The organism is Nonomuraea sp. NPDC049637, assembly GCF_040675235.1.
Classification (GTDB): Bacteria; Actinomycetota; Actinomycetes; order Streptosporangiales; family Streptosporangiaceae; genus Nonomuraea.
On record NZ_JBFAOM010000039.1, the window covers coordinates 16,035 to 36,574 of the forward strand.

Annotated in this window: 17 protein-coding genes; 10 read left to right on the forward strand and 7 right to left on the reverse strand. The window is 72.8% G+C overall.

Going from position 1 to position 20,540, the window contains the following annotated elements; all coding sequences use genetic code 11:
* Positions 1-65: 65 nt before the first annotated feature.
* Positions 66-284, reverse strand: coding sequence for a hypothetical protein (locus tag AB0J71_RS37635; protein WP_352327660.1), 219 nt, complete (start codon positions 282-284; stop codon positions 66-68).
* A gap of 434 nt (positions 285-718) precedes the next feature.
* Here AB0J71_RS37635 and AB0J71_RS37640 point away from each other — a divergent pair, with 434 nt between their 5' ends.
* The 5 genes from AB0J71_RS37640 to AB0J71_RS37660 all read left to right on the forward strand — a co-directional run bounded on the left by AB0J71_RS37640 (position 719) and on the right by AB0J71_RS37660 (position 8,552).
* Positions 719-2,035 (forward strand): cellulose binding domain-containing protein, encoded by a 1,317-nt coding sequence (locus AB0J71_RS37640; protein WP_364418780.1) that lies wholly within the window; start codon positions 719-721, stop codon positions 2,033-2,035.
* Positions 2,036-2,388: 353 nt separating this feature from the next.
* Positions 2,389-3,399 (forward strand): ketoacyl-ACP synthase III family protein, encoded by a 1,011-nt coding sequence (locus AB0J71_RS37645; protein ID WP_364418782.1) that lies wholly within the window; start codon positions 2,389-2,391, stop codon positions 3,397-3,399.
* Positions 3,396-3,650 (forward strand): hypothetical protein, encoded by a 255-nt coding sequence (locus AB0J71_RS37650; protein WP_352327657.1) that lies wholly within the window; start codon positions 3,396-3,398, stop codon positions 3,648-3,650. Before AB0J71_RS37645 ends, AB0J71_RS37650 begins: the two co-directional genes overlap by 4 nt.
* Positions 3,651-3,670: 20 nt before the next feature.
* Positions 3,671-4,714 (forward strand): ketoacyl-ACP synthase III family protein, encoded by a 1,044-nt coding sequence (locus AB0J71_RS37655; RefSeq protein ID WP_364418784.1) that lies wholly within the window; start codon positions 3,671-3,673, stop codon positions 4,712-4,714.
* Between the two features lie 49 nt (positions 4,715-4,763).
* Positions 4,764-8,552 carry a beta-ketoacyl synthase N-terminal-like domain-containing protein gene (locus AB0J71_RS37660; protein WP_364418786.1) on the forward strand — a complete coding sequence of 1,263 codons (3,789 nt, stop codon included), beginning with the start codon at positions 4,764-4,766 and terminating at the stop codon, positions 8,550-8,552.
* Positions 8,553-8,606: 54 nt separating this feature from the next.
* Here the strand turns inward: AB0J71_RS37660 and AB0J71_RS37665 are convergent, their stop codons facing one another.
* A complete protein-coding gene (locus AB0J71_RS37665) occupies positions 8,607-9,194 on the reverse strand; it encodes a TetR family transcriptional regulator (RefSeq protein WP_352323763.1) in 588 nt (195 codons plus the stop codon).
* An 85-nt stretch (positions 9,195-9,279) separates the two neighbouring features.
* Here AB0J71_RS37665 and AB0J71_RS37670 point away from each other — a divergent pair, with 85 nt between their 5' ends.
* Entirely contained in the window at positions 9,280-10,230 is a 951-nt protein-coding gene (locus AB0J71_RS37670; protein ID WP_364418788.1) for an alpha/beta fold hydrolase, read from the forward strand.
* 19 nt (positions 10,231-10,249) lie between these two features.
* Here AB0J71_RS37670 and AB0J71_RS37675 read toward each other — a convergent pair whose 3' ends face one another.
* Entirely contained in the window at positions 10,250-10,702 is a 453-nt protein-coding gene (locus tag AB0J71_RS37675) for a MarR family transcriptional regulator (protein ID WP_352323765.1), read from the reverse strand.
* Between the two features lie 63 nt (positions 10,703-10,765).
* On the opposite strand from AB0J71_RS37675, the gene AB0J71_RS37680 reads away from it, so the two are divergent.
* On the forward strand, positions 10,766-11,890 hold the full coding sequence (locus tag AB0J71_RS37680) for an FAD-dependent monooxygenase (protein WP_364418790.1): 1,125 nt from the start codon (positions 10,766-10,768) through the stop codon (positions 11,888-11,890).
* Here the strand turns inward: AB0J71_RS37680 and AB0J71_RS37685 are convergent.
* A complete protein-coding gene (locus AB0J71_RS37685) occupies positions 11,868-12,512 on the reverse strand; it encodes a hypothetical protein (protein ID WP_364418792.1) in 645 nt (214 codons plus the stop codon). The two genes, AB0J71_RS37680 and AB0J71_RS37685, sit on opposite strands and share 23 nt — an antisense overlap.
* Before the next feature lie 87 nt (positions 12,513-12,599).
* Between AB0J71_RS37685 and AB0J71_RS37690 the strand changes: the two genes are divergently transcribed.
* The 3 genes from AB0J71_RS37690 (at position 12,600) to AB0J71_RS37700 (ending at position 15,031) form a co-directional block, all read left to right on the forward strand.
* Positions 12,600-13,649, forward strand: coding sequence for a histidine kinase (locus AB0J71_RS37690; RefSeq protein WP_364418794.1), 1,050 nt, complete (start codon positions 12,600-12,602; stop codon positions 13,647-13,649).
* A complete protein-coding gene (locus tag AB0J71_RS37695) occupies positions 13,646-14,284 on the forward strand; it encodes a response regulator transcription factor (RefSeq protein ID WP_352323769.1) in 639 nt (212 codons plus the stop codon). Before AB0J71_RS37690 ends, AB0J71_RS37695 begins: the two co-directional genes overlap by 4 nt.
* A 132-nt stretch (positions 14,285-14,416) precedes the next feature.
* Positions 14,417-15,031: a hypothetical protein gene (locus AB0J71_RS37700; protein ID WP_352323770.1), complete on the forward strand. Its 615-nt coding sequence runs from the start codon at positions 14,417-14,419 to the stop codon at positions 15,029-15,031.
* Positions 15,032-15,061: 30 nt separating this feature from the next.
* Here the strand turns inward: AB0J71_RS37700 and AB0J71_RS37705 are convergent, their stop codons facing one another.
* Genes AB0J71_RS37705 through kdpB form a run of 3 tightly spaced genes read right to left on the reverse strand, consistent with a single transcriptional unit; the run spans position 15,062 to position 20,540 of the window.
* Entirely contained in the window at positions 15,062-17,599 is a 2,538-nt protein-coding gene (locus AB0J71_RS37705) for an ATP-binding protein (protein ID WP_352323771.1), read from the reverse strand.
* A 1-nt stretch (position 17,600) separates the two neighbouring features.
* The gene (locus AB0J71_RS37710) at positions 17,601-18,434 is read right to left on the reverse strand and encodes a potassium-transporting ATPase subunit C (protein WP_352323772.1); all 834 of its coding nucleotides are present in this window, start codon (positions 18,432-18,434) and stop codon (positions 17,601-17,603) included.
* Positions 18,435-20,540 carry a potassium-transporting ATPase subunit KdpB gene (kdpB, locus tag AB0J71_RS37715; RefSeq protein WP_364418796.1) on the reverse strand — a complete coding sequence of 702 codons (2,106 nt, stop codon included), beginning with the start codon at positions 20,538-20,540 and terminating at the stop codon, positions 18,435-18,437.

Sequence of the window (20,540 nt, forward strand, 5' to 3'; positions counted from 1 at the left end):
GATCGCGGCGGGCGCACGCGCCCCCGGTTCGATCCGCGGGCCCGGGGGGCGTGCGCCGCACGGGGTCAGGCGTAGAGGAAGTAGTAGCTGTACTTGCTCTCCCACTGGCATGAATAGTCGTCCCACCAGTTCTGGTCGACGCCCTGGGTGCCGATCCGCTCGCACTCCGCGTGCTCCCTGAAGACGCCCGCCAGTTTCTCGGCGTTCGCCGGGGCGGCGCCGATCGTCAGCGACACTCCAAGGACCATGACGGCCGAGACGAGAACAGCGCGTGCCTTTCGCATTCGTCCTCCTGCGACTGGGGAGATCATGTCGGTGGACATTATCACTCACCGCTCCGGCGGGATTGTCGCGTAGGAATCCCGGGCCGCCGGGTCATGAAACTTTCATTGGCGTGAAAGACGCCGTGGGGGTGTATCCGACCGCCTGTGCACGCCATGGATGATCTGGGATCGTCTCCGCGCCTTACAGCCCCAAAGTACGATTTATGCCGCTTTCCCGTTCTAAGGGAAACGAAACTTCGAAAACTTTGACCATCGTCGCGTTGGTGGCATATCGTCGCCCCGCCCATATCGATGTGAGCCGCGACACTCGAACAGGACGTTGTTCTCACAGGCGCGACAGGCCGGCGTGCTCATCACGGCCGCCCTGCCATCGACCGAGACACGGACGGCCACCCGGGGAAGCGGCGACCATCCGACCCAACCGGAGTCGCACCATGCAAGCTCGAATCCGCACGGCCGCCGTCGGCTTGGCGATGACCGTGCTGGCCGCCGTCGGTGTGCCGGCGGCCTTCGCGCCGCCGGCACACGCGACGCAGACGATCACCGACATCGCCTACGCGCCCGCGCAACCGGCCGGCAGCAGAGGGCATCTGCTGGATCTCTACCTGCCCGCCACCGGCATCACGCCCCGCCCCCTGATCATCTGGCACACCGGCTCGGCGTGGAGCAGCGACGACGGCAAAGCCGGCGCGGACGCCATCGCCGCCATCTTCAACCCGCTGGGCTTCGCGGTGGCCGGCGTCAGCGTGCGCTCCAGCGCCCAGGCGATCTTCCCGGCCCAGGTGCACGACATCAAGGCGGCGATCCGCTGGCTGCGCGCGAACGCGGCCACGTACCAGCTCGACCCCAACCGATTCGCGATCATGGGCGACTCCTCGGGCGGCTGGCTGACGGAGATGGCCACGCTGTCCGGCGGCGTGTCGGCGCTGGAGGGCGCCATCGGCACGACCGGCGTCTCCAGCGCCGTGCAGACGGGGCTCGCCTTCTACAGCCCGACCGACTTCCTGCAGATGAACGCGCAGAACCTGCCGACCGGCGGGCTGGACCACAACTCTCCCGCCTCGCCGGAGTCCCTGCTGGTCGGCTGTCCCATCCAGACATGCCCGGCCACGGTGGCCCAGGCCAATCCGATGACGTACGTCGACGCCAACGACCCGCCGCTGATGTTCCTGCACGGCCAGGCCGACTTCCTGGTGCCGCACGGGCAGAGCGTCCTGCTCTACAACAAGATCAAGGCTCAGTGCGGGTCGGCCACCTTCGTCTCGGTGCCCGGCGCCGACCACATGATGCCCCAGGTCATGGACCCCGCCCATTACGGCACGCAGACCGTCCGCACCACCAAGAACTGCGGCGAGACCGTCGGCACCGGCACCCTCGACCCCACCTGGCCCAACTTCACGACCTTCCTGCGCGGCGGGCTCAAGATGGGCACCTCCTGCGAGGTCAGCTACGCCACCGAGGTCTGGAACGGCGCGTTCAACGGCAGCCTGACGATCAAAAACACCGGCACGACCCCCATCTACGGCTGGACCGTCACGTGGGCCTGGTCGGGCAACCAGCTGATCACCAACGCCTGGAACGCCACGGTGACCCAGACCGGCACGCAGGTGACCGCCCGCGACGCCGGCACCAACACCTACATCGGCCCGGGCTCCAGCCAGAGCCTCGGCTTCTCGGCGTCCGTCACCGGGACGAACGACATTCCCGCCCAGTTCAAGCTCAACAACATCGTCTGCACGAGAGTGCCCTGAGCCGACCCGGGTTCCGCCGCCGTGGATTCCCGAATTTTATTCGGCGAAATCCGCGGGCGGGGAGCTGAATAGCGGCTTTCCCTTATTGCGCCACGTTCCGTCGAACCTCGGTCACGGAAGGTCGCGGATCACCTTATTGCGTTATTCGGCGGGCCGCCCCTATCCTTACCCGGGACGGCCCGCCGGCTCATTTACCGTCGTATTCACCGACCGGCCGGGGGCCACGTGACTCCTGGCCGGAAATAAATCGGATAAGCGCTTTTCCCTGGCGCGGGCCGTTGTCCGGGATTCGTCGATGAGTTAGGGGGCGTGTGCGTACACCCAACATGTTCGTCAGGAGCCTGGGCGTTTACGTGCCTGACAGCGTGAGCGTCGAACAGGCCGTCCGCGAGGGCTGGTACCCGGCCGCGGACGCCGAGAAATACCGGCAGATCGGCGCGGCGGTGGCCGGCGACATGCCGGCGCCGGAGATGGCGCGGCTCGCGGTCCTGGACGCGTACGAGCGATGGGGCGAGTCCTCCCCGCGCGATCTGGACCTGCTGCTCTACCCGTCGGTCTGGCACCAGGGCCCCAACGGCTGGCAGCCCCAGCACTACCTGCAGATGCACCTCCTCGGCGGCGGCGTGCCGGCGCACGAGATCCGCAGCGGCTGCGTCGGGATGATCAGCTCGCTGGAGCTGGCGGCGAGCTACCTCCAGGCCGACGTCGACCGGCGGACGGCCATGGTGGTCTCCGCCGACAACCACGGCACTCCGCTGGTGGACCGCTGGCGGATGACCCCCGGGGCGCTGATCGGCGACGCCGCGGCCGCGCTCGTCCTCGGCAAGGACTACGGCATGGCCGAGCTGCTGTCGGTGAACATGACGGTGATCCCCGAGGCCGACGCGGTCAACGACGGCGCCTACCCGCTCTTCCCCCCGGACGCCACCGTCGGCAGGGGGCTGAGCTTCGGCGACCGGCACGAGGAGTTCCGCCAGCGGCTGCTCAAGGCGCAGGGCACCGGCATCCACCTGACGATCCAGAAGACGATGCTGCAGCAGGTCGAGCAGACCCTGGACGAGGCCGGGATCGGCTTCGGCGACATCACCCGGGTGGCCTTCCCGCACGGCCGCCGCGAGGACCTGGACGGGCAGATGTCCTGGCTGGGCATCGACGAGGACCAGACGACCTGGGACTACGGCCGGCGCGTCGGCCACTGCGGCGCGGTCGACCAGTTCATCGCCTTCGAGCACCTGATCGCCACCGGCGGGCTCGTGCCCGGCGACCACCTGCTCATGGTCGGCTTCGGCTCCGGCACGTCGGTCGCCGCGGCGGCGTTCCGGGTCCTGTCCACCACGCCCGTCACGGAAGGAGCACGCGCGTGAGCGACGACCTCACCCGGCGGCTGGTCGACTTCGTCCAGGACAACCTCGTCCTGGACGGCGACGACGTCAAGGTGGACGAGACCACCCCGCTCCTCGTGTCGGGCCTCCTGGACTCCCTGCGCACGGCGCGGCTGCTGAACTTCCTCAGGAAGGACGTCGGCGTCCGGGTCACCGCCGCCATGCTCGACCCCGAGAACTTCAGGGACGTCGCGACCATCGTGACGATGGTCAGAGAACTCCGATCCGCTTAGCCGGGACGAGGACGGAAGCCATGCGGTACGCGGACACCTACATCGGCGGCGTGGGAACCTACCTGCCCAGGACCGTCGTCAGCGTCGAGAAGGCCGTCGCCAAGGGCTGGTACCCGGCGGAGGACGCCGAGCTGCACAACCTGGCGGGGACGGTGGTCGCCGGCGACGTGCCGGCTCCCGAGATGGCCCTGCACGCGGCGCGCAGCGCGATCAAGCGCAGCGGCCGGGCGCCGGGCGACCTCGATCTCCTCCTGTACGCCTCGACCTGGCACCAGGGCCCGGACGGCTGGCCTCCGCACTCCTACCTGCAACGTCATCTCGTCGGCGGGGACGTCCTGGCCACCGAGATCCGGCAGGGCTGCAACGGCATGTTCATCGCCCTGGAACTGGCGGCCGGTCACCTGGCCGCCGCGCCCGGCAGGCAGGCCGCCCTGCTGGTCGCCGCCGACAACTACGGCACCCCGCTGATGGACCGGTGGCGGATGGGCCTCGGCTACATCGGCGGGGACGCCGCCGCCGCGCTCGTGCTCACCAAGGACCGCGGGTTCGCCCGCCTGGCCTCGGTCTGCACGACGACGGTGGCCGGGGCCGAGGAACTGCACCGGGGCAGCGAACCGCTGTTCCCGCCGGGCGTCACGGTCGGGCGCCGGATGAGCTTCGCGGCCCGCAACGAGCAGTTCCGGCAGCAGGTCATGCCCAAGGGCGAGGCCACCGCGGCGTTGTTCAACATCCAGCGGGCGCTGATGGAGATCGTCGAGCGTGTGCTGGACGAGAGCGGGATCGAGGCCCGCGACCTGACCCGCGTGGCGTTCATGAACTACTCCGAGGAGATCGTCGAACAGCGGTGCATGGCCGTGGTCGACCTGCCCATGTCCCGCTCCACCTGGGACTACGGCCGCACCATCGGCCACTGCGGGGCGAGCGACCAGGTCCTCTCCCTCGACCACCTGCTCACGACCGGGCAGCTGGGCCCCGGCGACCACCTGCTCATGCTCGGCACCGGGCCCGGGGTGACCGTCTCCGGGGCCGTGCTCGAAATCCTCGAAACTCCTCATTGGGCCTGACATCGAAGGGAAACGAACGCAGATGGTCGACACTCCGCGCGGAGCCCGGGTGGAACCAGTCGCGGTGGTCGGGATCGGATGCCGTCTTCCCGGCGACGTCCACTCGCCGGACGAGTTCTGGGACCTGCTGTGCGCCGGCCGCAACACGACCGGGCCGCTGCCCGCCGAACGCTGGCGCGGCTACGAGACCCGGAGCCCCGAGCACGCCGCCGCACTGCGCGACGCCGTACGGCACGGCAGCTTCCTGAGCGACATCGAGGGCTTCGACGCGGAGTTCTTCGGCCTGTCGCCCCGCGAGGCCGAGCTGATGGACCCGCAGCAGCGCATCCTCATGGAGACCGCGTGGGAGGCCCTGGAGCACGCCGGCCTGCCGCCGCACGAGCTGGCCGGGACCGACGCCGGGGTGTTCGTCGGCGTCTGCACGGCCGACTACGGCGGCCGGCTGCTGGAGGACCTGCCCCAGATCGAGGCGTGGACCGGGATCGGCGCCGCGACCTGCGCCGTGGCCAACCGCATCTCCTACTCCCTCGACCTGCGCGGCCCCAGCATGGCGATCGACACCGCCTGCTCGGCGTCGCTGGTCGCGCTGCACCTGGCCGCGCAGAGCCTGCGGCTCGGCGAGAGCGACGTCGCCCTCGCCGGCGGCGTCAACCTGCTGGTCACTCCCGGCCAGACCCTCACGCTGGGCACCGCCGGAGCCCTGGCGTCCGACGGGCGGTCGAAGTCGTTCGACGCGGCGGCCGACGGCTACGGCCGCGGCGAGGGCTGCGGCGTGGTCGTGCTCAAGCGCCTGTCCGACGCGCAGCGCGACGGCGACCGCGTGCTCGCGCTGGTCATCGGCAGCGCCGTGAACCAGGACGGGCACACCAACGGCATCATGGCGCCGTGCGGCGAGGCTCAGGAGCACGTGATGGCCCGGGCGTGCCGGCAGGCGGGCGTCGCGCCGTCCACCGTGGACTACGTCGAGGCGCACGGCACCGGCACCCGGCTCGGCGACCCGCTGGAGGCGGGCGCGCTGTCCTCGGTGTACGGCGCGGGGCGGCCGGCCGGCGACCCGTGCCTGATCGGCTCGGTCAAGTCCAACATCGGCCACCTGGAAGGCGCCGCCGGCATCGCCGGCGTCATCAAGGCGGTGCTCGCCCTCGACCGCGGGGAGATCCCGCCGAGCGTGCTGTCCTCGCTCAACCCGGCCGTCCCGTGGGAGTCCTCGGGCCTGCGCGTGGTGACGCGGCGATCGTCCTGGCCGGAGCGCGACCACCCGCGCCGGGCGGGCGTCTCCAGCTTCGGGTACGGGGGCACGGTCGCGCACATCGTGCTCGAACAGGCCCCGCCGGCCCGGCACGCGGCCGCGGAGGAGGAGCCGCCTCCCCGCGCGGAGCGGCTGTTCCCGCTGTCGGCGGCGTCGGAGCAGGCCCTCCGGCAGTACGCGGGCCGGCTCGCCGAGCGCCTCGGCACGGGCCTCGACCCGGCGTCGGCGGGGCACACCTTGGCGCTGCGGCGCACCCATCTGGCCCGCCGCGCCGTCGTGATCGGGACGGACGGCGACGAGCTGGCGGCCCACCTGCGCAGGCTGGCCGACGACGTGCCGGCCGAGGCGGTCCTCACCGGGGACGTGCTGCCCGACCTCGGCCCCGGCCCGGTCTGGGTGTTCTCGGGGCAGGGCTGCCAGTGGCCGGGGATGGGGCGGGAGCTGCTCGCCGTGCCGGACTTCGCGTCCCTGGTCGACGAGGTCGAGCCGATCTTCGCCGAGGAGATCGGCTTCTCCCCGCGGCAGGTCCTGGCCGACGGCGATCTGGACACGATCGACCGCGTGCAGACCATGATCTTCGTGATGCAGCTGGGCCTCGCCCGGCTCTGGAACGCGTACGGGGTCGCGCCGCGGGCCGTCATCGGCCACTCCGTCGGCGAGATCGCGGCGGCGGTGACGGCCGGCGCGATGAGCGTCGCCGACGGCGCCCGCCTGATCTGCCGCCGCTCGCGGCTGCTGCGGCAGGCCGAGGGCAAGGGGGCCATGGTGATGGTCGGCCTGTCCTTCGAGGAGGCGGCCGAGCGGCTGGCCGGGCGGACCGACCTGGTGGCCGCGATCTCGTCGTCGCCCGGCTCCACCGTGTTGTCCGGCGACGTCGCCGCGGTCGAGGCCGTGGTCGAGGACTGGCCGGCCGAGGGCATCGTGGTGCGGCGGGTGGCCTCGGACGTCGCCTTCCACAGCCCGCAGATGGAACCGCTGGCCGTCGAGCTGGCCGCCGCCGTCGCCGGCCTGTCGTTCGGCCCGCCGCGCATCCCCATGTACACGACCGCGCTGGCCGACCCCCGGGCGACGCCGGTGCTGGACGGCGCGTACTGGGCGGCGAACCTCCGTGACCCCGTGCGGCTGACCGCGGCGACGACGGCCGCGGCCGAGGACGGCCACCGCGTGTTCCTGGAGGTCTCCCCCCACCCGGTGGTCGCGCACTCCGTCACCGAGACGCTGTCGGAGAACGGGTTCGAGGACGTGTTCGTCGGCACCACGCTGCGCCGGAACCAGCCGGAGCTGCCGGCCTTCCTCGCCGCGGTCGGCACGGCCCACTGTCACGGAGTCGAGGTGGACTGGAACCGGCTGCAGCCGTACGGCGGCCTCGCCGACCTGCCGCCGTACGCCTGGCAGCACCGCCGCCACTGGCGCGAGGACTCCGGCGACGACGACAACCGCGGGCACGACGTGCGCTCCCACACCCTGCTCGGCGCCGGGACCAGCCTGGCCGGCAGCCGGACCCGCGTGTGGCGGACCAGCCTGGAGGACGCCAACCGGCCCTACCCGGGCAGTCACACCCTCAACGGGATCGAGATCGTGCCCGCCGCCGTGCTGGTCAACACGTTCCTGCACGCGGCCGAGGACGAGGACGTCACGCTCACCGGCGTGGAGATGACGCATCCGCTGATGACCGCGGAACGCCGGCAGGTCCAGGTCGTGCACGAGCCTCCGGCGGTACGGCTCGCGGCCCGTACGCCGGCCGGCCCCGGCGAGCCGGAACCGGCCTGGCTGGTGCACGTCACCGCGGAGGTGGCCGCTCCTGGCCAGGTCAAGCCCGACGTGCTGCCCGGCGCCGGCGCTCTGACCGCGATCGATCCCGGGTTCGTGCAGCGGCGGCTGGCCGCCGTCGGCGTGCCCTCGACGGGCTTCGACTGGACGATCGAGACGCTGCTGGGCGGCGACGGCGCGCTGCGCGCCACCGTCCGCACCGGGGACGCCGAGAGCTGGGCCCCGGCGCTGGACGCGGCGATGTCCGTCGCGCCCTGCGTGTTCCCCGGCGACCCGGTGCTGCGCATGGTCGTGCACATCGACGAGGTCGTGCTGACCGGCGCCCCACCCGCGACGGTGGTCGTCGACGCGGCCGTGGACCCGGCCGCCGACGACACCGTGCGAGTGTTGCTGGCCGACCCGGACGGCCGGGTGGTGGGTCACCTCACGGGGCTGCGTTACCCGGTGATCGACGCGCCCGTCCCGGCGGAGGAGGAGCTGCGCGGGCCCGCAGCGTCGTTCGCCGGGCTGACGGCGGAGGACCTGCGCGAGCGCGTCCTGCCCGAGGTGCGGGCGGAGATCGCGGCCGTGATGCGGCTGGTCCCCGAGGACCTGGCGGTCCGCCGTCCCCTGGTGGAGCAGGGGCTGGACTCGGTGATGACGGTCATGGTGCGGCGGCGTCTGGACAAGCGCTTCGGCTGCCGGCTGCCCGCGACCCTGCTGTGGCAGCAGCCCACCATCTCCGCGATCGCGGACCGGCTGGTGGAGCTGCTCGTGGCGGCCGGGCCGGAGGCGGCGGCGGAGGCCGTACCGGAGGGCATGCCCGCGATCGGCGGGTGAGAGCGCCGCGGGCGGCCCGGCGGAGGAGCTCCCCGGGCCGACCGCGGCGTGCCGTCAGGAGCCCGCCGGCCGGCCGAGCCGGCGGAGCTGGTGGTCGAGGACCGCGGTCGCCTCGGCGATGTCCAGGTCCCCGACCAGCACGCCGTCGGCCAGCCCGCGCGCGAGCGCGAGCAGCACGTGGGCCTCGGCGCCCGCCTCGACGCCGGGGTCCGCGGCGGTGGCGGCCACGAGCGCGGCGATCTCGCGGTGCACCGCGTCGCCGCCCGCGCGGTACAGCTCGCGTACGTCGGGATCGGCGACGGCCCTGGCCAGGAACGCGTGCCCGGCCAGCAGCAGCACGGGAGCGCGCGAGCCCAGCTCGACGACGGCCAGCAGCGTGCGCCGCAGCGTGTCGGCCGGTCCGGCGGCCTCCCGCAGGGCCGCCCGGACATGGCCTTCGATCTCCTGCCTGAGCAGCCGCGCGCTCGCCCGCATGAGATCGGCCTTCGCCCCGAAATAGTGCTGCACGAGCCCCTTGGAGACGCCGGCCTCCTGGGCGACGCCTCCGATGCTCACGCCGGCCAGGCCGTCGCGCGCGCACAGCCTGAGCGCGGCATGGGCGATCTCGGCCCGCCGCGCCGCGTGGTCCACCTGTTTCGGCACGGCCCCCCTCTCTTTGCGATACGAGTGTATCGTGACGTTGTTGCGATACGATCGTATCGCGAAGGGCGAACGAAGGATCCCGCACGTGAACGACCTTGTCGAACCCAACATCGGAGCCGCGTTCCGTGCGCGGCGGCTCGGCCACTTCCGCGACGCCCCCGCCTTCGCGCGCTACCGCGACGCCTACGACGACGCCATGGCCAGGCTCCCCGAACCCGGCCAGACCCACGACGTGGTGACCGAGTTCGGATCCGTCCGGGTCTACCGGTTCGGCGACGGCGACGGCGTGCCGTTGCTCCTGCTGCCGGGGCGCACCTCGGCCACCCCGATGTGGGAGGCGAACCTGGCCGGCCTCGTCGCCCGGCGGCCGGTCTACACCGTCGACCTGCTCGGCGAGCCCGGCCTGTCGGTGCAGACCCGACCGTTCACGGGCGCGGCGGACCAGGCGGCCTGGCTGGCCGAGCTGCTGGACCGGCTCGGCCTCGACCGGGTGCACCTCGTCGGGGTGTCCATCGGCGGGTGGAGCGCCTTCCACCTGGCCCTGCGCGTGCCGGAGCGGATCGCCTCGGTGAGCGTGCTCGATCCCGCCAACCTGTTCGGCCGGATCACCTGGAAGGTCGTCGTCTTCTCGCTGGGCTCGGTGGTGCCGTTCTTCCCCGAGTCGTGGCGCAGGAAGCTGCTGAGCTGGATCTCCGGCGGGGCCGACGCCTCCGCCGACGAGCCCGTCGCCAACCTGATCTCGGCCGGGATGCGGGACTTCACCGCGTTCCTGCCGCCGCCTGCGTACCCCACGGACGACCAGGTCGCCGGGCTCGACGTGCCGGTGCTCGCGCTGATCGCCGGGCGCAGCATCATCCACAACCCGCGCAAGGCCGCCCTGCGGGCCCGCCGCCTGCTCGCCCGGGGCGTCGTCGAGTTGTGGCCGGACGCCTCCCACGCCCTCAACGGCGAGTTCCCCGACCGCGTCAACACCCGGGTCCTCGCCTTCGCCGACGAGGTCGACCGCGCAGGCGACACCGCCGGCGACACGCCCTGACGCCACGAGCCGGGGCTGCTCAGCCGGACTGCTCGCGGATCTCCCTGGTGGCCGAGCGGTAGGCGCGGGCGACGCCGCCGAGCATGCCCAGCATCAGCGGCACCTGCTCCTGCGTGAACTGCCCCCGAATCTGCTCCAGGTGCCGCTCGGAGGTGACGCGGGTGGCGTGGTACTCGGCCATGCCACCCTCCAGCAGCTCCACCGTGACCATGCGCCGGTCGCGCTCGCCGCGTACCCGCCGCACGTAGCCGGCCTTCTCCAGACGGTCGATGAGCCGGGTCGCGGACGCGGACGGGAGCCCCAGTTCCTCGGAGATCGCGCCCACCGGGAGGGGGCCGCGCATCTCCAGCAGGATCAGCGCGGCCACGTCCACATGGTGCACGCCGAGCCGGTCGGCGATGGCCTCGATGTGCAGCATGACCGCGATCAGGAACTCGCGGTAGACGTCCGCTTCTGGGTGGTTGTCGGTCACTCGCCCCAATGTACTTCACAGCGATGTATCTTTGAATCGAAGTAACTTCGTTTTGGAGATAAAATGGACGTTGTCGTCATCGGCGCGGGCGTGGGCGGCCTGGCCGTCGCGCGCAGCCTGCTCGCCGCCGGCCACCAGGTGCGGATCTACGAACAGGCCCCCGCGATGCGCACGGGCGGCGCCGGGTTGAGCATCTTCAGCAACGGCGCCGCGGTGCTGCACGATCTCGGTGTCACCCTTGACGGCGTCGGCGGCCGGTTCGACCGGATCGACGCGCTGACCGCCGACGGCCGGCTGCGGCTCACCTCCGACATGGCCCACGCGGCCGCCCTCTACGGTTTCCCGAACAAGTCGGTCTCCCGCCGTCTCCTGCTGGACCGGCTGGCCGACGGGCTGCCCGGCGACCTGATCCGCTACGGCACGGCCTGCCGGACCGTGACCCAGGACGCCGACCGGGTGACCGCGACCTTCGACGACGGCTCGACGGCCACGGGCGACCTGCTGATCGGCGCCGACGGCCACCACTCGGTCGTCCGGCGCCAGTTGTGGGGCGACGTCCCCATCCGGACGGCCACGTTCGGCACCTGGCAGGCCCTGAGCCGGATCGACATCGACCTCGCCCGCACCCACCTGCACCTCATGATCACCGGTAAGGAGGGCGCCTGCGGGATCATCCCCGCCGGTGACGGCAAGCTCCAGTGGTGGTTCGACGTGCGCTGGTCCCCGGGCGAGCCGCGTCCGGCCGAGCCCCTGGCCGAGCTGCGGCGCCGCTTCGGCCACTGGGCGTCGCCCGTCCCCGAGCTGCTCGCCCAGGCATCGGAGGCCGATCTCGACTTCTTCGGCCATCACTGGCAGAAGGTGCGCCGGGAATGGGGCAAGGGCCGCGTCACCCTGCTCGGCGACGCCGCCCACCTCATGCCGCCCACGCTCGGACAGGGCGCCAACCAGACCCTGGAGGACGTGTGGGTGCTCGGCCGCGAGCTGGCCGAGGGCGGCGACCCGGCGCAGCGGCTGCGCGCCTACGAGCGGGCCCGCTACCCGCACGTCAACCTGGTGTCCAGGCTGGCCCGGCGCAGCCCGGCCAACTGGCGCATCCCGCCGTTCGTCGGCCGGATGGTCTCCGAGACGTCCCAGAGCGGGTTGCTCGCCCGCTTCAGCAACCGCCTCACCGCCGCCCTCGCCCACTGAGCGCCGGCACGCCGGGCCGCGGGCTCCGGCGCCGGTGATAGGCGTAGGCGACGGCGGCGAGCAGCGGCCCCCACAGCAGGAGCGGAAGGTAGCAGACGGCGAAGATCCCAGCCTCCCAGCCGCCCGCCCGGCTGGGGAAGTCCGGCGGGATGGGCTCGCCGCGCATGGTCACCCCGGCGAGCTGGGTCACGAAGGCCGCGGTCCACAAGGCCGTCAGCAGCACGGCGCCCGCCGCCGCCGGAACGACGGCGGCCGGCGTCGGCACCCTGCGGCCACGCAACCCGGGGACCCAGCGGGGGAACCGCTCACCCCACGCGGCCACCAGCCCGACGGCGGTGAACGCCGCCGCTTCCGACAGGATCGACAGGAACACGACGTACAGCCGTTCACCGAGCCCGATCCCGCGGTCGAACGCCGCGGGCAACCGCCACAGGCTGGACGGCAGCACGGTGAACGGCACGGCGTAGGCGGCGATCCGCGCCCAGCGGGGCACCCCGGCCACCGGCGCGTGGGCGGCCCGCCACGCCGTGCGCAGCCGTCCGCCGGTCACCGGCGATCCCGCGGTAGCGGCGGCCACGGGGAGCGGCGCCGCGGCGCCGCGCGAACGATCAGTTCTCGTCATGGCGCTCACGCTAGGAACGACCGGGCCGCCCTGCCTCCCCCCGGCGGGGGAGTGCGGCCGCGGAGGCGTCGGCTAACGTCGGTCCACGTGAAACGCCCTCTCACCCAGGCCGTGCGGGCCGGGGTCTACCAGCTCCTGGGCGCCGCGCTGCTGGCTCCGGTCGCCGCCGGGCTCGGCCTGCCGATCCTGACCGAGCTGACGCCGGGCCGCCTGCTGGTGCTGTGGGCGGCGTGCCTGCCCGCCTCGGTGTTGCTCGCGCTGCTGCCGCTGACCCGCCGTCTGGAGGTGATCGCGCTGTCGGACCTGCTCGACGTTGATGTGCCCGAACGCGGTGACCGCCTCTACCTGGTGGCCCTGACCAGCCTGCACCTGTTCGTCGGCGGGACGCTCAGCGCGGCCGTCCTGGCGTTGTCCCCCGGGCTGCTGCCGCGGGCCTGGCAGGCGGCGCCCGGCCAGGTGGCCGAGGTGCTGCTGCTCACCGCCGTCGTGCTGGCCGCGATGGTCGCCGCCGGGCTCGGCCAGCGCTGGGTCGCGCGGCGGCTGCTGCGTTCCGAGCCGTCCCGGCTGATCGACGAGCTGGGCCGCCGCCAGTCGCTCGCCCTGGAACTGCACGACTCCGTCGGCCACGCCCTCAGCGTCGTCCTGGTGCAGGCCATGGCGGCCGAGGCGGCGCTGCGCCGCGCCGCCCCCGAGCTCGCCGCCCAGTCGCTCGGCCACCTGACGACCACCGCCCGCAACGCTCAGCAGGAGCTCGACGTGCTGCTCGGCGTGCTTGACGACGGCGCGGCCGGCCGGACGCCCACCCTGGAGGCGCTCGGCACGCTCACCCGCGGCCTCGACGTCCGGGTCAGCGTCGGCCACCTCGGCAAGGTGTCGCCCGCGACCTCGCGGGCCGCCTTCGCGATCGCCAGGGAGGCGCTCACCAACGCCCTGCGGCACGGCCACGGCCCGGTGACGCTCGCCGTCGCCGCCGCCGAACGACTGACCCTGACCATGGACAACGCGACCCTCAGCACGCCGGGGGAGCCGGGGCGCGGCCTGACCGGCATGCGCATGCGGGCCCGGCTCGCCGGCGGGACGTGCACCTGGGAGGAGGTGGGCGGAACGTGGCGCGTCCGGGCGAGCCTGCCGCTGTGATCCGGGTCGTCCTGGCCGACGACGAGCAGCTCATCCGCTCGGGCTGGGCGACCATGCTCTCCCTGCACGACGACATCGAGGTGACGGCCGAGGCCGCCGACGGCCGTGCGGCGGTCACGGCCGGCGCCGGCGCGGACGTCGTGCTGATGGACATCCGCATGCCGGTCCTGGACGGCCTGGCCGCGACCCGGGAGCTGGCCCGCCGCTCGCCGAAGACGCGCGTCGTCATGGTGACCACGTTCGAGAGCGACCAGCTCGTCTGGGGGGCGCTGCGCGCGGGGGCCGCCGGCTACGTGCTCAAACGTTCGCCCGCCGGCGAGCTGGTGGAGGCGATCCGCCTGGTGCACCGGCGCGACGCGGTGCTCTTCCCCGACGCGCTGCGCCGCATCGCCGCGCCGCACGTCGGCAGCGCCCGGCAGCGCCTGCCCGTCGAGCCGACGCCGCGCGAGCTGGACGTCCTGCGGCACATCGCGCTCGGGCGGAACAACGCGGAGATCGCCGCCGCGCTGCACGTCACCAGGGAGACGGTCAAGACGCACGTCGGCAACCTCCTGGACAAGCTCGGCGCCCGCGACCGCACCCAGGCGGCGGTGCTCGCCTACGAGCTCGGCCTGGTCGGCCCGGCCGGGGAATGATCACTCTCAGGAGGGAGGCGAGGTCCCGTATCCCGCTCAAGAGCGAGACGGGATTTCGCCCGCCCCGGCGATGTCCGCAAGGCCGCCGAAAACCAGGATGGGGGAGGTCGTCACCGCTAAGGAGTCAACGAGATGAACCCCCGCATCGCCTTCGTCGCCGCCCCCGTGCTCACCTTCACCTACGGCGTCCTCCGCATCCTGGACGGCCTGGACGGCAGCCGCGGCCCCGGCCTCGCCTGGACGGCCGGGCACCTGGCCTTCATCGGCGCCCTGGCGTTCTTCGCCGTGGCCTTCCACGAGATGCGCCGGCTGGCCGGTCGTGGCCGCCTGGCGACCGGGCTGGCCGTCGCCGGGCATGTCGGCATCGCCACGCTGATCGCCCAGTTCTCCATCGACATCGTCGTGGGATTCCGCTCGGCCGACCACGCCGCGATGGGCGTGCTCTTCGACCAGGTCCAGTCGGTTCCCGGGGTGCAGCAGGTGGTCTACGACTTCGGGCCGATGTTGTTCTTCGTCGCCCAGATCGGCCTCGTCCTCCAGCTCGCCGTCCAGCGCCGCGTCAAGGCGTGGACGCCCGTCCTGGTGGTCGCCGACGTCCTGGTGCCGTTCGTGGAGAAGGACCTCATGCCGCTGGGCGCCGCCTGCCTGCTGGTCTCCTTCCTGGCGATGGCCCGGGTGTCGCGCGCGTCCCGTGCGGCCGACGGCCGCCACCGCGTGGCCGAGCCCGCCGTACCGGCCGTCGTGTGACAGCAGTTGGGACGGGTCGCCGAGCGACGCTCACCGTCGTGGAGTGGCGACGGGCAGGGTGAGGATCATGGTGAGGCCGCCCCCGGGGGTCTCGTCGGGCACGAGCGTGCCGCCCATGGCCTCGGCGAGCCCGCGGGAAAGGGCGAGCCCGAGCCCGACGCCGGAGTGGTTGTCGCGGTCGCCGAGCCGCTGGAACGGCTGGAAGACGCGGTCATGCGCCTCCGGCGGGATGCCGGGGCCACGATCCATCACCCGGATCTCGACGTGGTCGCCGTGCCCGCTCGCGGTGACCAGCACGGTCCGGCCCGGCGGGCTGAAGCGCACGGCGTTGGACATGAGGTTGACCAGGACGCGTTCCAGCAGCGCGGGGTCGGCCAGCACGTCGGGCAGTTCGACGGAGACGTCGCCTTCGACGCGGTCCCGCAGCGGGCCGAGATCGTCGATGGCACGCGGCACGACCTCTTCGAGCGCCAGCGGCTGCGCGCTCACCCCGAGCACGCCGGCCTGCAGCCGGCTCATGTCCAGCAGGTTCGCCACCAGCCGGTCCAGCTTGTCCAGCGACTCCTTCGCGGTGGCGAGCAGCTCGGACCGGTCCCGTTCCGACCAGGCGACGTCGGTGCTGCACAGGCTCTCGACGGCGGCCTTGGCGGAGGCGAGCGGCGTGCGCAGGTCGTGGCTGACGGCGGCCAGCAGCGCGGTGCGCATCCGGTCGGCCTCGGCCAGCGGGCGGGCGAGCTCGGCCTCCTGCCGCAGGCGTTCCTGGCGCAGCGCGACGGCGGTCTCGGCGGCGAACGCCTCCAGCACCGTGCGGTCGGCGGCCTCCAGCGGCTCGCCCCTGGCGGCCAGGACCAGTTCCTCGTCGATGACGACGTCGGTGTCGGACCGCCCCGGGCAGGTGGCGGGGGCGCCGCCGGAGGTGGCGACGATCCGCCAGGCGTCCGGGTCGGACTGCTGGTCGGGCACACGCGCGGCCTCGGGCCGCCGTTCCAGCAGGGTGACGGAGGTCAGGCCGAAGGTCTCGCGCATGCGTTCCAGCAGCGAGGACACCGCGGCCTCGCCGCGCAGCACGTGACCGGCCATGGTGGACAGCAGCTCGGCGTCGGCGCCGGCCCGCGCGGCCTCCCTCGTCCGGCGGGCCGCGATGTCCACGATGGTGCTCACCGCCGCCGCCACCAGCACGAACACGACCAGCGCGAACAGGTTCTCCGGGGCGGCGATGGTGAACCGGCCGACCGGCGCGGTGAAGAACCAGTTGAGCAGCAGCGAGCCGCCGACGGCCGCGGTGATGGCCGGCCACATGCCGCCCACCAGGGCCACCCCGACGGTCAGGCACAGGAAGAAGAGGATCTCGCTGGGCAGCGACAACAGGTCGCGGAACGGCGCCAGCGCGGCCGTCAGCAGCGGCATCCCGGCCACCGCCAGCGCCCAGCCGCTCGCCCGCCGGGTGCGGGTGAGCGCGGCGCGCGTGCGGGCGGGCCGGCGGCGTCCGCGCTTGGCCTCCTCGTGCGTGATCATGTGCACGTCGATCGAGCCGGACCGGGCGGTGGTCTCCACGCCGACGCCCCGGGAGAAGATCTGCGCGAACCGCCCCCTGCGCGAGGCGCCGAGGACGAGCTGGGTGGCGTTGACGCCGCGCGCGAAGTCCAGCAGCGCCCGCGGGACGTCGTCGCCGACGACCTGGTGGTAGCTGCCGCCCATGTCCTCCACCAGCGTGCGCTGGCGGGCCAGGCTGGCCGGGTCGGCGCCGGCCAGCCCGTCGGCGCTGGTGACGTGCACCGCCAGCAGGTCGGCGCCCTTGGTGCGGGCGGCGATGCGGGCGGCCCGCCGGACCAGTGTGTCGCCCTCGGGCCCGCCGGTCAGGGCGACCACCACCCGCTCGCGGGTCTCCCAGGTGGTGGCGATGCCGTGGTCGGCGCGGTAGCGGTCGAGCTGGTCGTCCACCTTGCCGGCCACCCACAGCAGCGCGAGTTCGCGCAGCGCGGTGAGGTTGCCGACGCGGAAGTAGTTGGACATGGCGGCGCTGACCTTCTCCGGCGCGTACACGTTGCCGTGCGCCATGCGGCGGCGCAGCGCCTCCGGCGACATGTCCACCAGCTCGATCTGGTCGGCGCGGCGCACCACCTCGTCGGGCACGGTCTCGCGCTGCGGCACGCCGGTGATCTCCTGGACGACGTCGTTGACCGACTCCAGGTGCTGGATGTTCACCGTGGAGACGACGTCGATGCCGGCGTCCAGGATCTCGTCGACGTCCTGCCAGCGCTTGACGTTCTTCGAGCCGGGCACGTTGGTGTGGGCCAGCTCGTCGATCAGCGCCACCTTGGGCCGGCGCGCGATGACCGCGTCCACGTCGAGCTCGGTGAAGGTGGCGCCGCGGTGGACGACGGTCCGCCGCGGGATGATCTCCATGCCCTCCAGGAGGGCGGCGGTGCGGGGACGGCCGTGGGTCTCGACCAGGCCCACGACCACGTCCCGGCCGCGTTCCCGCGCGCGGCGGCCCTCGCCGAGCATCGCGTACGTCTTGCCGACCCCGGGCGCCGCCCCGAGGTAGACCCGCAACCGCCCCCTCATGTCACTGCCCGTCGAGGGCGAGGTTGAGGTCGAGCACGTTGACCACCGGTTCGCCCATGAAGCCGAGCGCCCGGCCGGTGGTGTGCCGCTGGATGAGCCGTTCGACCTCGGCCCGGTCCAGGCCGCGCTCCTCGGCGACGCGGGGGGCCTGCAGCTCGGCGTAGGCGACGGAGATGTGCGGGTCGAGCCCCGAGCCGCTTGCGGTCACCGCGTCGGCGGGGACGACCGCCGTGGCGTTCCCCCGGACGGGGACGGTCCGCCCGGCCGCGTAGTCCTCGCCCGGCTTCGCGCACTCCACCCTCAGCCGCTGGTAGGCGGCCACGAACGGGGTGGCCGGGCACGGCTGGTTGACGCTGACGGCCCGGTCGGGGAAGACCTTGAGCACCGCGCCGACCCCGTCCGGGGTGCAGTACGGGCGGGCGCCGCTGACGCCCTCCAGCTCGCCGGCCGCCTTGGACCGGGCGCAGACCCGGGTGAGCAGCGACTGCCGGCCCTCCTCACCCGCGACCGGCAGCGTGTCCACGACGTCCTGCGGGCCCAGGTTGCTCGCGCCGGACGCGATCGGGTCGTAGCCGTCGCCCGCCGCCGACGGGCGGGACTGGAAGTACTTCCTGACCGGCCTGCCGTCGGCGTCGGTGAAGGACTGGCCGATGAGCGCGCTGCCCACGGCCCTGCCGCCCTTCTCCACGATCGAGCCGTTGGCGTGCCCGTTGAACAGGGCCTGGGCGACCCCGGTGGTGACCAGCGGGTAGACGATGCCGAGCAGCGCGGTCAGGACGGCGACGGCGCGCAGGGCGGCGAGGTGCCGGCGGAGCCGGCTTGGCAGGCGTTCCATTTATGACATCCCCGGAAGGAACTGGATCAGCAGGTCGATGAGCTTGATGCCGATGAAGGGGGCGACGATGCCGCCCAGGCCGTAGACGTACAGGTTGCGCGAGAGCAGCTTGGACGCGCTGGACGGCCGGTACCGGACGCCTCTGAGCGCCAGCGGGATCAGCGCGACGATGACCAGCGCGTTGAAGATCACCGCGGCCAGGACCGCGGACTGGGGGCTGGACAGGCGCATGACGTTGAGCGCGTCCAGGCCCGGGTAGACGGCCGCGAACATGGCCGGGATGATCGCGAAGTACTTCGCGATGTCGTTGGCGATCGAGAACGTGGTCAGCGCGCCCCGCGTGATCAGCAGCTGCTTGCCGATCTCGACGATCTCGATGAGCTTGGTCGGGTTGCTGTCCAGGTCGACCATGTTCCCGGCCTCCTTGGCGGCCGAGGTGCCGGTGTTCATGGCCACGCCGACGTCCGACTGGGCCAGGGCGGGGGCGTCGTTGGTGCCGTCGCCGGTCATCGCGACCAGCCGGCCGCCCTCCTGCTCTTTCCTGATCAGCGCGAGCTTGTCCTCGGGGGTGGCCTCGGCCAGGAAGTCGTCCACGCCGGCCTCGTCGGCGATGGCCTTGGCGGTGAGCGGGTTGTCGCCGGTGATCATGACGGTGCGGATGCCCATGCGGCGCATCTCGTCGAAGCGTTCCCGTATGCCCTGCTTGACGACGTCCTTGAGGTGGATGACGCCGAGCACGCGGCCCCGCTCGGCCACGACCAGCGGGGTGCCGCCGGAGGCGGAGATGCCGTCCACGATGTGGCCGACGTCGTCGGTGGGGTGGCCGCCGTTGTCGCGCACCCACTTCATGACCGCGGTGGCCGCGCCCTTGCGGACCTCGCGGCCGTCCAGGTTCACGCCGGACATGCGGGTCTGGGCGGTGAACTGCACCCATTCGGCGCCGTGGATCTCGCGCTCGCGCAGGCCGTACCGCTCCTTGGCGAACACCACGACCGAGCGGCCCTCGGGCGTCTCGTCGGCGAGGCTGGAGAGCTGGGCGGCCTCGGCGAGCTCCCGCTCGCCGACCCCGGCCACGGGGACGAACTCGGCCGCCTGCCGGTTGCCCAGCGTGATCGTGCCGGTCTTGTCCAGCAGCAGCGTGGACACGTCGCCGGCCGCCTCCACCGCGCGGCCGGACATGGCCAGGACGTTGCGCTGCACCAGACGGTCCATGCCGGCGATGCCGATGGCCGACAGCAGCGCCCCGATCGTGGTGGGGATCAGGCAGACCAGCAGCGAGACCAGCACGATGCCGGTGACGCCGTTCGCGTCGAGCGCGATCGAGTCCGGCACGCCGGGGTTGATCTGCTTGGAGTAGACGGCCAGCGGCTGCATGGTGACGGTGGCGACCAGGAAGACGATCGTCAGGGCGGCCAGCAGGATGTTGAGCGCGATCTCGTTGGGCGTCTTCTGCCGGTTGGCGCCCTCGACCAGGGCGATCATGCGGTCGACGAAGCTCTCGCCGGGCTTCTGGGTGATCCTGACGACGATCCGGTCGGAGAGCACCTTCGTGCCGCCGGTCACCGCCGAGCGGTCGCCGCCCGACTCGCGGATGACGGGTGCGGACTCGCCGGTGATGGCCGACTCGTCCACCGAGGCGATGCCCTCGACCACGTCGCCGTCGCCGGGGATGATCTCGCCGGCCTCGACCACCACCAGGTCGCCCTGCCGCAGCTCGGGCGCGCCGACCGTGTCCCATCCGCCCTCGGCGTCGCCGCGCAGGCGGCGGGCCCGGGTGTCGGTCTTGGCCCTGCGCAGCGTCGCGGCCTGCGCCTTGCCGCGCCCTTCCGCGACGGCCTCGGCCAGGTTGGCGAAGATCACGGTCAGCCACAGCCACACGACGGCCGCCCAGGCGAAGAACGACGGCTCGACGATCGCCAGGACGGTGGTGAACACCGCGCCGACCTCGACGATCAGCATGACGGGGTTGCGCCACAGCGTGGCCGGGTTCAGCTTCCTGACCGCGTCGGGAAGGGACCTGACGAGCTGCCGGGGATCCAGCAGGCCGCCGCCCACGCGGCCGTCCCGCCGCGCGGGGGAGGGTTTTTCCAGTACGGGGGTTGACAT